This window comes from Bradyrhizobium sp. YCK136, from assembly GCF_044570075.1.
GTDB lineage: Bacteria > Pseudomonadota > Alphaproteobacteria > Rhizobiales > Xanthobacteraceae > Bradyrhizobium > Bradyrhizobium diazoefficiens.
This window is the reverse complement of sequence record NZ_CP172424.1, coordinates 3,849,730-3,861,559: the sequence shown is the minus strand read 5'-3', so window position 1 is coordinate 3,861,559 and position 11,830 is coordinate 3,849,730. Positions and strand designations below refer to the sequence as shown.

Here is an 11,830-nt window from a genome sequence, read left to right as displayed (position 1 = left end):
ATGGCGTCCTTTCGCCCGTCGGCAATTGGCAGATGACATGGAACGCTGGCTTGCCCGATAGTCCGGCGCGACGATTGAGGGAGACAATGCGTAGCGGATTCAAGCCGCCGATCGTGCCGGCCGCCTTCTTCGGCATCGTGCTTGGCCTTGCCGGCCTCGGCAATGCCTGGCGCGCCGCGCATCAGGTCTGGCATTTGCCGGCGATCGTCGGCGAGATCCTGCTCGCCCTCGCCTCCATCGTCTGGGCGCTGCTGCTCGTTCTCTTCATCCTGCGCTGGATCCTCGCGCGCGCCGAGTCGCTCAGTGAAGCCCATCATCCGGTACAATGCTGCTTTATTGGTCTCGCCGGCGTCTCCACCATGCTGATCGCGATCGCGGCGGAGCCCTACTCGCACCTTGCCGCCGAAATCCTGTTCGGCCTTGGCGCGGCGTTCACGCTCGGCTTCGCGCTGTGGCGGACGGGGTTGTTGTGGCGCGGCAATCGCGATCTCACCGCGACGACACCGGTCCTGTATCTGCCGACCGTTGCCGGCGGCTTCGTCACCGCGGCCGTTTCTTCGGTGCTCGGCTACCCCGATTGGGGACAGCTTGCCTTCGGCATCGCGCTGTTTTCCTGGCTCGCGATTGAATCCGTGCTGCTGCATCGGCTCTACACGGTCGCGACACTTCCAGTCGCACTGCGGCCGACGCTCGGCATCCAGCTGGCGCCGCCCGCGGTCGGTGCCGTCGCCTATCTCGCGATCAATGGCGGCGTGCCCGACATGGTCGCGCATGTCCTCGTCGGCTACGGACTGATGATGGCGCTGCTGCTGCTTCGCCTGCTGCCGTGGATCATGGAGCAGCCGTTCTCGGTGTCGTATTGGGGCTTCACCTTCGGCGCCACCGCGCTTGCGATCGCACCGATCCGCATGGCCGGCCACGGCGACACCGGTGCGATCGCGCTGCTCGCGCCATGGCTGTTCGGAGCCGCCAACATCGTGGTCGGATTGATCGGGCTGGGCACGCTGCGCCTGATCCTGCAGGGACGCCTGCTGCCGCCGGTCGCAGCGCCGCCGCCAACGCAAGCCGCGCCAGCGTAACCTGCTACTTCATCTGGCCGATCAACTGGGCCGCACCGCTCGCGCTCTTGGCCAATTTCAGCAGCGCCTCGCGCCCGCCGGCGGCATAGGCCGCGGCCGCCCGCAACAGCTCGCGCAGCTGTGCCGCAGCGCCGGGATCGAAACGGCACCAGGCGCCGCCGGTCAGGCGCGCGATCTCGCGAAACGCCTGCTCGGCCACCGGGTCATGGCCTTCCTGAAACACGAAGACGGGCACCTTGAGCATGCCGAGTTCGCCGGCCTTGGCGCAGAGCTCGTCAACCTTCTCCTCCATCGCATCGCCGACGAAGACCACGGCCCGCACGCCCGATGCGACCGCCTCGCGCCGCGCCTCGCTCAGCACCTTGCCGATCTGGGTGTCGCCGCCGCGGCAATCGATCTTGCTCATCAGCGTTGCGAGCCTGGCGCTGTCGGAGATCCACCCCGTGGCACGGCACTCGTTGAAGCCGCGATAGTAGACCAGCCGGATGTCGAGACTGCCGAGCGCCGCGGTCTCGCGAAACATGTCGGCCTGGAGCGCGCAGGCCATGTCCCAGGTCGGCTGCCGGCTCATCGTCGCATCCAGCGCGAAGATCAGCCGGCCTTTCGCGCCGGGAGCATGCGGTGACAGCGCACGCGCCTTGGCGACAAAGGCGGCGATATCGTCCGAGGTCGACGTCCCGGCCTGCGGCACCGCGCCGCCTGCTTGCGGCGAGACGGCATCGCGGCCGCGCGGTTTGATGGGTTCGCCCGACATCCCTTGGCCCTGCGTGAACGGCTAATGTGGTTAGCGGGTGCAGCCCGGTCAATGTGCAAAGCCTCCGCGGGCGAGCGCCGGCGGAGGCTTTGAAAGTCGTTTCTGACTATGATGAAACGTCAGCTCTTGGCAGGCGCCATCAGAGCGACCGGACCGGGCTCGAGAATCTTGGGTGGAGACGATTGCGTATCGACCGGCCCTACCTCGCTGTCAGTCGCGCTCAGGAATTTGTCGAGCATGCCTTGGATCGAGTTCTTGGCCACATCCGGACCGGTGTCGCGCATGTCGTTGTGCTGGAATTCGGTCTTCACGACCTGGATGCCGGCCTTCTCGCATTCCTCGTCGCTCGGGATCACGCCCGCATCGGTCTTGAACTGCGGATCGGCGGAGCGGAACGACAGGATCTTGAACTTGCCGGCGGTCACGAACGGCACGCGCAGATTGTCCAACGTAACGACCTTCTTGACCTCATCCGGATACTGCTTGGCGAAGTACATCGTGATGTCGCCGCCCATGGAGTGGCCGACCATCGTCACCTTCTCGTAGTCGGCGTTGGGCTGAACCTTCTTCATCTCCTGCATCGCCAGGTGGATATTGGCCACGCCGCGCAGGATCTGCGGCAACCGGCCGACATAGAGCTCGCCGGGCTTGGTCACCATCGGAGGATCGGTCGGCAAATCATGCTGCGGGCTCACGACGAGGTAGCCGCGCGCAGCGAAAATGTTAGCAAGGAAGCCGTACTCGGTGTTCTTGACGGTATTGCCATGGTTGATCACGGCGACAGGCATCGTGATCATGCCGGCATTGGCCTGCATTTCCTTGTCGCGACGGATCGCGATATCGACGGGCACGGGACGGTTGTCGCGCGAAGCGTCGTAGAAGGTGATGGTCTCGTGCCTGATGGCCCACTTGCTCGCCGTGAAATAGGCGATGCCGCAGAGGGCACTGACCGAAACCAGAACGGCAATTCCACGCTTCATTTTCGTCCTCAGCCTCAGGCTCTTGCGGCCTGAATCCCTGTTGAAAATCGTGTTCTTCCGGGGCTCTTCGGCCCCTGGTCGCCTATTCGCTAATATATGTCACAGCCGCGTGACAGGAAGGCCAAATATTGTGAACTGGCAGCCCTTTCATTGTGCGCCGCACACGTTTCTTGGGCATCCTCCTCTCATACGGCTACGTCAGGGAGCAGATCACCATCCGATGCAACCGGTCTCGATTGGGTGCAATTTCGCAGTAAACGTAGAGTGAAAACGGCCGAGGGCGGGCTCAGTTCCTGCGGGGGACCGGCTTATCAGGCCGCTGGCAGTAGCGATATACCGCTAAATCAGGCGCCGAGGATGTCGTGGACCTCGAGCGGCTTGTCGACCTGGCTGAACCACTCGGCGCGGTTGGCCGCGCGGCGGCGGCCGCGCTCGTCGAGCGGCAGCTTGAGCTGGCGGAGCAGGCTCGTCACCTCTTCCCGCGCGGTGAGATGGCCGAGATTGGGCCGCATGCCGAGCGTCGCCTCGTCGATCTCGTCGAGCGCGGTGAGGCCGCGCGGGAAGAATTCGCGGTAGACGACGCGCTCGGCGAAACCGTCGATGTAGCGGAAGCCGAGCCGCAGCGACAAATCCTTCAAGCCGTCGGCGACAAGCTGCTTGTTGCGGGAGCCGAGCATGGACAGGCGGTTGCGCACCACGATCCAATCGGTGCTCGAGCCGTCGAGCTGGCGACGCTTGCGCCTGACATCCCGCACCATCTCGGCATAGTGGCTCTCGCCGGTGACCGCATAGTTGGCGGGGTCGACGGTGCCGAGCACGTCGAAATCGAGGAAGCTGTCGTTGATCGGCGTGACCAGCGTGTCGGCCATCGAATGGGCGAGCCGCATCAGGTAGCTGTCGGTGCCGGGCGTATCGATGACGATGAAATCGAAACTGCTCTCGACCGCAGAGACCGCCTCCATGAACTGCTGGAACTCGGAGTTCTCGTTCTCGGCAATCTGCATGGTCTCGCCGAGCTTGATGCAGCGATGCACCGGCAGCTCGAGATCGAGCTTGGTGCGACGGGCCCAGGCGGCGCGGTTGTTGATGTAGTGGGTGAAGCTTTGCTGGCGGCAGTCGAGGTCGATGGTGGCAACGCGCTGACCGGCCTTCAGGAGCGCGACCGCGATGTGCAAGGCAGTGGTCGATTTGCCGGAGCCGCCCTTCTCGTTGCCCAGCACAACGACGTGCGCCGAGCCGGATTGGCCTTGGCTAGCCTGCACAAGCATGGTGATCCTCAACACCCCTAAGCAATATCTTCAAGTTGGCCGCGACTGCGGTCAAGTGAAATGCGTGACAGGATAGCGAAATCACAGTGCGTTAGTCTTCATCGTGAATTGCGTCGCCGCCTCGCGTCTGTGATTCAGCCCACAATGTCGCGACGTCGTGCGCGGCATTGCGCGGGATGCTGTGCCGCATCCGGATGCATGGCGTCCACGATCGCTGCTCGTTAAGGTTAGCCGGCTGCACGCCGCGCCCCACCCATCCCCAAGCCCCCTGAGTCCTGATGTCACGAAGCCCTCTGATCGCCCGCACGGTCCCTGCGCTCCGACGCGCCGCCGACAATCTTCGCAAGCGAAAGGCCACGATCGCGCTGGTCCCGACCATGGGGGCGCTCCATGACGGGCATGTGTCGCTGGTGCGCCTCGCCAAGCGGCGCGCCAGCCGCGTCGTAGTCTCGATCTTCGTCAACCCGACTCAATTCGCCCCGACCGAGGATTTCGGCGCCTATCCCCGAACCTGGAAGGCCGACATCGCCAAGCTCGCGGCCGAGGACGTCGACATCGTCTGGCACCCGGGCGTCGAGGCCATGTATCCGGAGGGCTTTGCTACCCGAATCGTGCCGGAGGGTCCGGCCCTGGCCGGCCTCGAGGATCGCTTCCGGCCCCACTTTTTCGGTGGCGTCGCCACCGTCGTCGGCAAGCTGTTCACGCAATGCCGGCCGGACTTTGCGATCTTCGGCGAGAAAGACTTTCAGCAATTGCGGGTGGTGACGCAGATGGCGCGGGACCTCGATCTTGGCGTCAAGGTGATCGGCTCCCGCACCGTGCGCGAGCGCGACGGGCTCGCGATGTCATCGCGCAACGTCTATCTCTCACCGCAGGAGCGGCAGACCGCGACCACGCTCTACCGCGCCATGAAGGACAGCGCCGGCCGCATCCGCGCCGGCGAGGCCATCGCGCCGGCGATGGCGCGCGGCGCCGCGACCATCAAGGCGGCCGGCTTCGTGCTCGACTATTTCGAGGCCCGCCACGCCGAGACGCTGGCACAGGTCACCTCGCGTAAGGACGGCCCCTTGCGGATCCTGGTCGCAGCCAAGCTCGGCACGACCCGGCTGATCGACAATATCGAGGTCTAGTACCCACTTTTCTTGGAACGTGAGTCGTGATTCAAGGTCGGGATGATACCCGAAGCAAGAGAAGTCCACCTTTCGAGGAAAGATCGCAAGGTGCTTGAGGCGTGCTGTCGCTCACCGGTGACGTTGCAGCGCGATTTGAAGCGGGCGCGGATAGTTCTGTTGGCGGCGGATGGGCGCAGCACCCGGTCGATCGCCAAGGAAGTTGGGGTCCAGCCGCGGATTGTCAGCCTTTGGCGGCATCGCTATGCCGACCATGGCCTTGAAGGGCTGCAAGACAAGCCGCGGCCTGGCAAGCAGCCGATCTATACGAAGACGACCGACAAGCGGATTCTGAAGCTGCTGGATAAGCCGCCACCGCAAGGGTTTGCGCGCTGGACCGGCCCCCTGCTGGCCGAGGCGCTGGGCGATGTCGATGTCCAATATGTCTGGCGGTTCCTGCGCAGCCACAAGATTGACCTGGTGGCTCGCAAGTCCTGGTGCGAGAGCAACGACCCGAACTTTACGGCCAAAGCCGCCGATGTTGTCGGCCTCTATGTCGCGCCGCCGGCGAAGGCCATTGTGCTGTGCGTGGACGAGAAGCCCTCGATCCAGGCTTTGGAGCGAGCGCAGGGTTATCTGAAGTTGCCCAATGGCCGCGCCTTGACCGGCCAAAGCCACGATTACAAGCGGCATGGCACCACAACATTGTTTGCGGCGCTCGAAGTCGCCACCGGAAAGATCATCGCGACCCATTCAAAACGCCGGCGCCGCGTCGAGTTTCTCGATTTCATGAACAGCGTCACCGCGGCTTTTCCGAACCGCAAGCTTCACGTCATCCTCGACAACCTCAACACCCATAAAAAGAACGAGGACTGGCTCAAGGCCCACCCCAACGTGCAATTTCATTTCACGCCGACAAGTGCGTCATGGCTCAATCAGGTCGAAGTATGGTTTTCCATCTTGCAGGGGCAGTCGCTCAGCGGCACCTCCTTCACGAGCCTCAAGCAGCTTCAGGAACACATCGATGCCTACGTCAACGCATACAACGACAGAGCCGAGCCCTTCGTCTGGACCAAGAAAAAGGTCCGTCAACGCCGTTTCAAAGGCCGCCGTATCACTCAGCTCTGATTCCGGGTACTAGAGCAATCCGAGATCGCGCAGCTCGCGCCGCATCGGCTCCGGCATCGCCGCGATCGTGCCGGCGGCGGACTTGCCGAGATCGGGCGGTACGGAATCGTCCGCGAGATAGCGCCAGCCCTGGAACGGGCGCATCGGCCGCGGCGAGACCGGGATCACCTTCGGCTGCATCACGATCCGGCAGCGCCCGATGCCGTCCTTGTCGCGGAACGGCTCGATGCCGATGATCTTTTCGCGCGCGGCGATCTCGCCCTTGATGACCCAATAGAGCGACCCGCCCGAGAGGATCTCGGCGTCGCGCTTGGGCACCATTCGGGTGATGTGGATGTGATGTTGCGGCAGACCCTTCTTCTTGGTGGTCTGCATCCGTTCGGCCACCCACTCCTTCAATTCCTTGACGGAGTCGCAGCCGACGGCGAGCTTGATCAGATGGAGTGGCATGCCCCAGCATTAGCGGGCCGGCCGCAGGTTTTCAAAGCCGAACTATTCGTTATCCGCAGCCGCGGGAGCCGCAGCAGCCGGCGGCGGTGCCAGCGGAACCGGTGCAGCTGCCGGTGCGCGCGCAGCCTTCGGTGCCGGCGGCTTCTTCGCGGCCGGTGCCGCAGGCGCTGCGGCCTGCGCCGAGGTCGTGGCCGGCGCGCGCGGAGCCGGCGCTGCGTTCGCTGCCGGCGCGGCCTGGCGCGCCGCCGCTGTAGGCGGTTCCGGATTCATGATGCTCACCGGCGGCGTCGACGAGGCGCTCGGGAATTCAGCGTTGGTCGGCTTGCCCGTCGGCATCGACGGCGGCAGCGCGGCGAGCGCACCTGCGGCCGGTGCTGCCGCCGCGGGCGCGTTCCAGGTGGGCGCATAGCGTGCGACCAGCATGTCGTAGAGATGGGACTCCATGTTGGCGGCGACCTGCTGCTGATCGGTCAGCGAGCGGAAGGCGGCGCAATCGAACCGGGTGCAGCCGTCGCGGGCGATCAGCACCTGCGCGACGAGGCCGTAGCGATCGCGCTCCAGCGCCTTGCGCAGCACCTTCATGTCCAGCGTCAGGCTCTTGTCGACGGTCGCGGCGTCGCCGAGCGCGGTCAGCCGGTCGATCCTGGCGGCGGTGTAGGAGACGGCCGCGGCCGCCGCATCCGGCGAACCGAACAGCGCCTTCTCGCAGCCAATGGCCACCGCATCGCCGGCAAGATCGTCAAGGCAGGACAGCGCCGGCAGGCTCGCGGTAATAACGCCCTGCGCGCGCGCCTCGGCTGGAGCGGCCTGCCCGTCCGGTCCATAGAGGTGCGCCGTGGCAGCCACCGCGATGGCAATGGCAAGCAGCGTGATGACGGTCAGCGCACCGTTGGCAACCGATCTCTCGGCGCGCAGCAGCGTGATCATGAGGATCAATCCGAAAAAGCCGGCAGCCGCCAGCGTCATCCACATCGGGACGGCCGGCGAGCGCCAGATTTGGTCGAGCGACGAGGCCCATGCCCAGTTCATGCGCGACGTCCCCTCACGCGAGCAAAGAGCGAATGGTCAAAGCGAGCACCGTGAGCCGGCAACTGCCCCCGACCCACCTTGTGAAGGTGAAGCGGGCCTTTTGACGGCGAGCGCAGGAAATTCGTCCGCGACATCAACGGGCGGCGGTGCCTCAGGAGAGCGCGAGCTGGCTTTCCTTGGCGACCCGTTCGAAGGCTTCAGTCGAGCTCTTGATCCGGTACTGGCAGTCGTCACCTTCCGTCGGCAACAGGCGGATGATCTCATACGAGCCGCTGGCAGCCGGGCGCGCGACGTTGCTGGCCGTGAACAATACGCGCGTTCCAACGGGGAATTTGTGCTTCAACACCCTCTCCATTACTCAAACAACGCCTGCCTCGCCCATGGTCCCACTGCGATGGCCGGCCGGAAACCCAGCCGTTATATAGCACGCATGCGGCGTTTTTGGCCAGCCTCATGCGAGCATGGCAAACACGCCAATCTTGAAGTCTTTTCAGGACGATAACGGGAACAGCGGGCCACGCTAATACCGCTGGAACCGGGCCTCAGGCGGTATGGGGCAGATGACCCTGCGGGCTGGCCTGGTCCACCGCCTTGGGCAGCTCCTGGGCCAGGATCTGGCCCAGCTGGTCAACCGGGATGTTGTAGCGCGCAGCCAGCTGGCGGACGGTGTCGTTGCCGAGCACGGCGCGGAGCTGGTCGGCCGAGATCGGCAGGTTCTGGCCGTTGCCGAGCCAGGATTTGACCTGGTCACCGAACCCGGCCTGCTGAAGCTTGGCCACGATCGCGCTGAGGCCGCCCTGATTGTTGCTGCCGAGCACCTCGCTCAAGACGGCCGGCAGCACGGCGGCGCCGAGCTGGCCGAGCGCGCTGCGGAGCGCGGGGTTGTTTTCCAGCGAGTCCAGGATTCCCATGGCGTGCCCTCTTCCAAGCCGCAACTCGGTACGATTGAGCGCCGCGGGCTGGTGTATCGTCAAGCGGCGCCCGATCACATTCGCGGGTTACGCGTCCTCGAACTTCGCGATGACAAGCGTCTCGGCAAGCCCCTCGCGGGTCCATTCCTGGAATGCCGGCAGCGCCATCATCGTCTCCATGTAGGCCTTGGTATCCGGTGCCACCTCGATCGCGTAGGTGCGGAAGCGGTGCACGACCGGCGCATACATCGCGTCCGCCGCGCCAAAGCGGCCGAACAGGAACGGTCCCCTGGCACCATGACGCGCCCGGCACTCGCGCCAGATCTCCTCGATGCGGGTCACGTTGGCCTTCGCATCGGCCGACAGCGCCACGGGACGGATCGGCCGATGCAGGTTCATGCCGCATTCGCTGCGCAAGGCGACAAAGCCGGAATGCATCTCGGCGCACACCGAACGGGCATGGGCGCGGGCCGCGGCATCATCGGGCCACAGTTTCACTTCCGGGTAGCGCTCGGCGATGTATTCGATGATCGCGAGCGAATCCCACACCGTGGTCTCGCCGTCGACCAGCACGGGCACCTTGCCGGCGCGGCTGAAGGACAGGATCTGCTCCTTGTCCGCGGGGTTATCCGTGTAGAGCGGGATGAGGGTCTCCACGAACGGGATGTCGTTGGCGCGCAGCGCGAGCCAGGGCCGCATCGACCATGACGAGTAGTTCTTGTTGCCGATGGCAAGTTTTAGTGCAGCCATGTCCACTGGTCCTTCCCAAGTCCTCTGGATGCGGTGCTTTTAGCGCCATCGCCTGCCATCAATCAATCGTTGCTGCGCCCGGCCTTGCGTGGCAATCGTTGCGATGCTCGCGAGGAGAGAGACATGAGCAGGCATTGGGTCGACATCACCGCCGTCGGCTTCTTCATCGTCGAATGGCTGGTCTATGCCCTGACCCTGGAACACTCGGCCTATGGCCGCGACAGCCTGTCGGCGCGCATGAACCGTTATCGCGAGGTCTGGGTGCGCCGGTTGCTCGACCGCGAGACGCGCATGGTCGACATGCAGATCATGGCCTCGCTCCAGAACGGCACCGCCTTCTTCGCCTCCACCAGCCTCATCGCACTCGGCGGCGCGCTGGCGCTGCTGCACGCGACCAACGACGCCATCACGATCCTGAGCAAGCTGCCGACCGACCTCAGCACCTCGCCCGCAATGTGGGAGCTGAAATGCGTCGGTCTCGTGCTGATCTGCGTCTACGCCTTCTTCAAGTTCGCCTGGGCCTATCGCCTGTTCAACTATGTCGCCATCCTGTTCGGCGGCATGCCGCCGGCGTCCCAGCGCGACACGCCTGCGGCCGAAGCCCATGTCATCCGCACCACGCGCCTGTTCGAATCCGCCGGCCGTCATTTCAACCGCGGCCAGCGCGCCTTCTTCTTCGCGCTCGGCTATCTTGGCTGGTTCGTCAGCCCCTGGGTGCTGTTCGTGACCACGGCGGCCGTGGTGATCGTGACATGGCGCCGGCAATTCGCCTCGAGCGCATGGTCGGCGATGGCGCCTGAGGTGGCCGGGGATGAGGAGATGCGGAAGCGCGGGCATTGACCCCAACTCTCTCCACGTCGTCATTGCGAGCGCAGCGAAGCAATCCAGAGTCTTTCCGCGGAGGGATTCTGGATTGCTTCGCTGCGCTCGCAATGACGGAGCAAGGGGCGGCATCGCCATGCTCCAATCCGCATCTCAATTTGCAGACACGCCTTCACATCCTCGCGGCGTAATTCGCCCGAGCTTTGCTTCGTCGCTCTGCTCTCTTGAGCCAAGAGGGCGCAGGGAAGGCCGGGTGCCGGCTGGCACCCGCGGTCCGCTGCGCGAAAAGCACACGCAGGAAGAACCGCACAGCAGCATACAGGTGTAGCCAATCACTCGGCCTTCCCTGCGCAGTGGTTGGACGGCTTATGCCGTGCTCTCCCGGGAGCCGAGTTCCTGCTGGCCTCCCTCACTCTCGCGAAAGTCGCCGGCACCACGCCGGTTGACGTGAATGCCGCATCCGCCCGCCGCCGACAAGGTCCGCGCCTGTCTCGCCGCGCGCGGATAGCCGCGAGGCAACTTATCCCCCGCCGAAATCCTGCGGCGTGAACGGCAGGTCCAACACCTTCCATTCCTCGTATTTGTCGGCCGGCAGCATCTTGTACGGCTGACAGGCCTGGAGCGCGCTCGTCGCCGACTTCACGATGGCCACGCCCTTCGCGGATGGCGGGGCTTCGATCAGGATCGGCGGGCGCGCCAGCGTGCCGTCGGTGGCGAACACCGCGCGCAGCTTGATGCGCACCGGGTCGGTCGGCGCGACACCGGCCGGCAGTTTTGCGCAGCTCCTGAGGCGCCGACGAAGCTCGGCAATGACCTCGGGCGGCAGCTTGGCTCCGATGGAATCCTTGGCATCGCCGCCGTCATCCCTCGGCGCGTCTTTCGGCTCGACCGGCAGTTCCGGCGGCAGGCCCAGCATCACGCCGTATTTGACGGTGACGTCGGGCTCGGGGGCCTGATAGGCCGGAGGCGCGGCCTGCGGCTGCGGCACCGCTTGTGAGGGCTGCAGCGCGGGCTGAGATTGCGACTGCGACAGCGGCTGTTGCGGCGGCAACTGCGACGGCTGTGGTTGCGGTTGCTGAGGCTGCTGCGGCTGCGCGGTGGCCTCACGTTGCTTCGGCGTCTGTGAGGGTTGCGGCTGCGGCTGTTTCTGCTGCGTCGGCTGCTCCGGTTCGGGCGACGCTTTCTGCTGCGATGATTGCGAGGCGGCCTGCTGCTTGGCGTCCGGCTTCGCCGCTGCATCCGCCTTGTCGGTGACGTCCAGCTTCGGCAGTCTCAGCTCGGGGGTCGGGGTCGGCTCCGGCGCTTTCTCCTTTGCGGCCTCCTCCGCCTTCGTCTCCTGCTCCTTGACCTGCTCCGGCGTGACGATGTCGACCGCAACAGCTTCGGGCGGCGCGGCATGGAACGGATGGACCTCGCTGATCACGATGATCAGCGCCACCAGCGTCAGATGCGCGATCGCCGACGCCGCAATGTCCGTCCGTATGATCTTCCGCAGTTCCATCGCCCGATCTTGGGTTGCCGCCCTGCTCCTAAAGCGCGATGAGGTTAGG

General features: G+C 65.0%; 13 protein-coding genes. 4 read left to right on the top strand and 9 right to left on the bottom strand.

Annotated features, from left to right (window positions below):
- The first annotated feature begins 86 nt into the window (after positions 1-86).
- Entirely contained in the window at positions 87-1,079 is a 993-nt protein-coding gene (gene tehA / locus ACFLEY_RS18400; RefSeq protein WP_060912530.1) for a dicarboxylate transporter/tellurite-resistance protein TehA, read from the top strand.
- 4 nt (positions 1,080-1,083) lie between these two features.
- Here tehA and ACFLEY_RS18395 read toward each other — a convergent pair whose 3' ends face one another.
- The 3 genes from ACFLEY_RS18395 to ACFLEY_RS18385 form a co-directional block, all read right to left on the bottom strand.
- Positions 1,084-1,833, bottom strand: a complete 750-nt coding sequence (locus ACFLEY_RS18395) for a hypothetical protein (protein ID WP_011087917.1) — start codon at positions 1,831-1,833, stop codon at positions 1,084-1,086.
- 119 nt (positions 1,834-1,952) lie between these two features.
- Complete coding sequence (locus ACFLEY_RS18390; protein ID WP_060912531.1) at positions 1,953-2,813, bottom strand: alpha/beta fold hydrolase; 861 nt, start codon at positions 2,811-2,813, stop codon at positions 1,953-1,955.
- Between the two features lie 344 nt (positions 2,814-3,157).
- Positions 3,158-4,081 carry a division plane positioning ATPase MipZ gene (locus ACFLEY_RS18385; protein WP_060912532.1) on the bottom strand — a complete coding sequence of 308 codons (924 nt, stop codon included), beginning with the start codon at positions 4,079-4,081 and terminating at the stop codon, positions 3,158-3,160.
- A gap of 278 nt (positions 4,082-4,359) precedes the next feature.
- Here ACFLEY_RS18385 and panC point away from each other — a divergent pair, with 278 nt between their 5' ends.
- Together panC and ACFLEY_RS18375 are read left to right on the top strand one after the other, a co-directional pair.
- Positions 4,360-5,211, top strand: coding sequence for a pantoate--beta-alanine ligase (panC, locus tag ACFLEY_RS18380; protein ID WP_060912533.1), 852 nt, complete (start codon positions 4,360-4,362; stop codon positions 5,209-5,211).
- 42 nt (positions 5,212-5,253) lie between these two features.
- On the top strand, positions 5,254-6,318 hold the full coding sequence (locus ACFLEY_RS18375) for an IS630-like element ISRj1 family transposase (RefSeq protein WP_026192128.1): 1,065 nt from the start codon (positions 5,254-5,256) through the stop codon (positions 6,316-6,318).
- A 9-nt stretch (positions 6,319-6,327) separates the two neighbouring features.
- Here the strand turns inward: ACFLEY_RS18375 and ACFLEY_RS18370 are convergent, their stop codons facing one another.
- From ACFLEY_RS18370 to ACFLEY_RS18350, 5 genes are all read right to left on the bottom strand, one after another.
- Complete coding sequence (locus ACFLEY_RS18370; protein ID WP_211433653.1) at positions 6,328-6,768, bottom strand: DUF1489 family protein; 441 nt, start codon at positions 6,766-6,768, stop codon at positions 6,328-6,330.
- Between the two features lie 42 nt (positions 6,769-6,810).
- Positions 6,811-7,797 carry a hypothetical protein gene (locus tag ACFLEY_RS18365; protein WP_060912534.1) on the bottom strand — a complete coding sequence of 329 codons (987 nt, stop codon included), beginning with the start codon at positions 7,795-7,797 and terminating at the stop codon, positions 6,811-6,813.
- A 151-nt stretch (positions 7,798-7,948) separates the two neighbouring features.
- Positions 7,949-8,152, bottom strand: a complete 204-nt coding sequence (locus tag ACFLEY_RS18360) for a hypothetical protein (protein ID WP_011087923.1) — start codon at positions 8,150-8,152, stop codon at positions 7,949-7,951.
- A 187-nt stretch (positions 8,153-8,339) separates the two neighbouring features.
- Positions 8,340-8,708: a YidB family protein gene (locus ACFLEY_RS18355; RefSeq protein WP_028171531.1), complete on the bottom strand. Its 369-nt coding sequence runs from the start codon at positions 8,706-8,708 to the stop codon at positions 8,340-8,342.
- A gap of 87 nt (positions 8,709-8,795) precedes the next feature.
- Positions 8,796-9,458, bottom strand: a complete 663-nt coding sequence (locus ACFLEY_RS18350; RefSeq protein ID WP_060912535.1) for a glutathione S-transferase family protein — start codon at positions 9,456-9,458, stop codon at positions 8,796-8,798.
- A gap of 123 nt (positions 9,459-9,581) precedes the next feature.
- Here ACFLEY_RS18350 and ACFLEY_RS18345 point away from each other — a divergent pair, with 123 nt between their 5' ends.
- A complete protein-coding gene (locus ACFLEY_RS18345; protein ID WP_060912536.1) occupies positions 9,582-10,298 on the top strand; it encodes a DUF599 domain-containing protein in 717 nt (238 codons plus the stop codon).
- Positions 10,299-10,800: 502 nt separating this feature from the next.
- Here the strand turns inward: ACFLEY_RS18345 and ACFLEY_RS18340 are convergent.
- Positions 10,801-11,781, bottom strand: coding sequence for a hypothetical protein (locus tag ACFLEY_RS18340; protein ID WP_161534640.1), 981 nt, complete (start codon positions 11,779-11,781; stop codon positions 10,801-10,803).
- Positions 11,782-11,830: the final 49 nt, after the last annotated feature.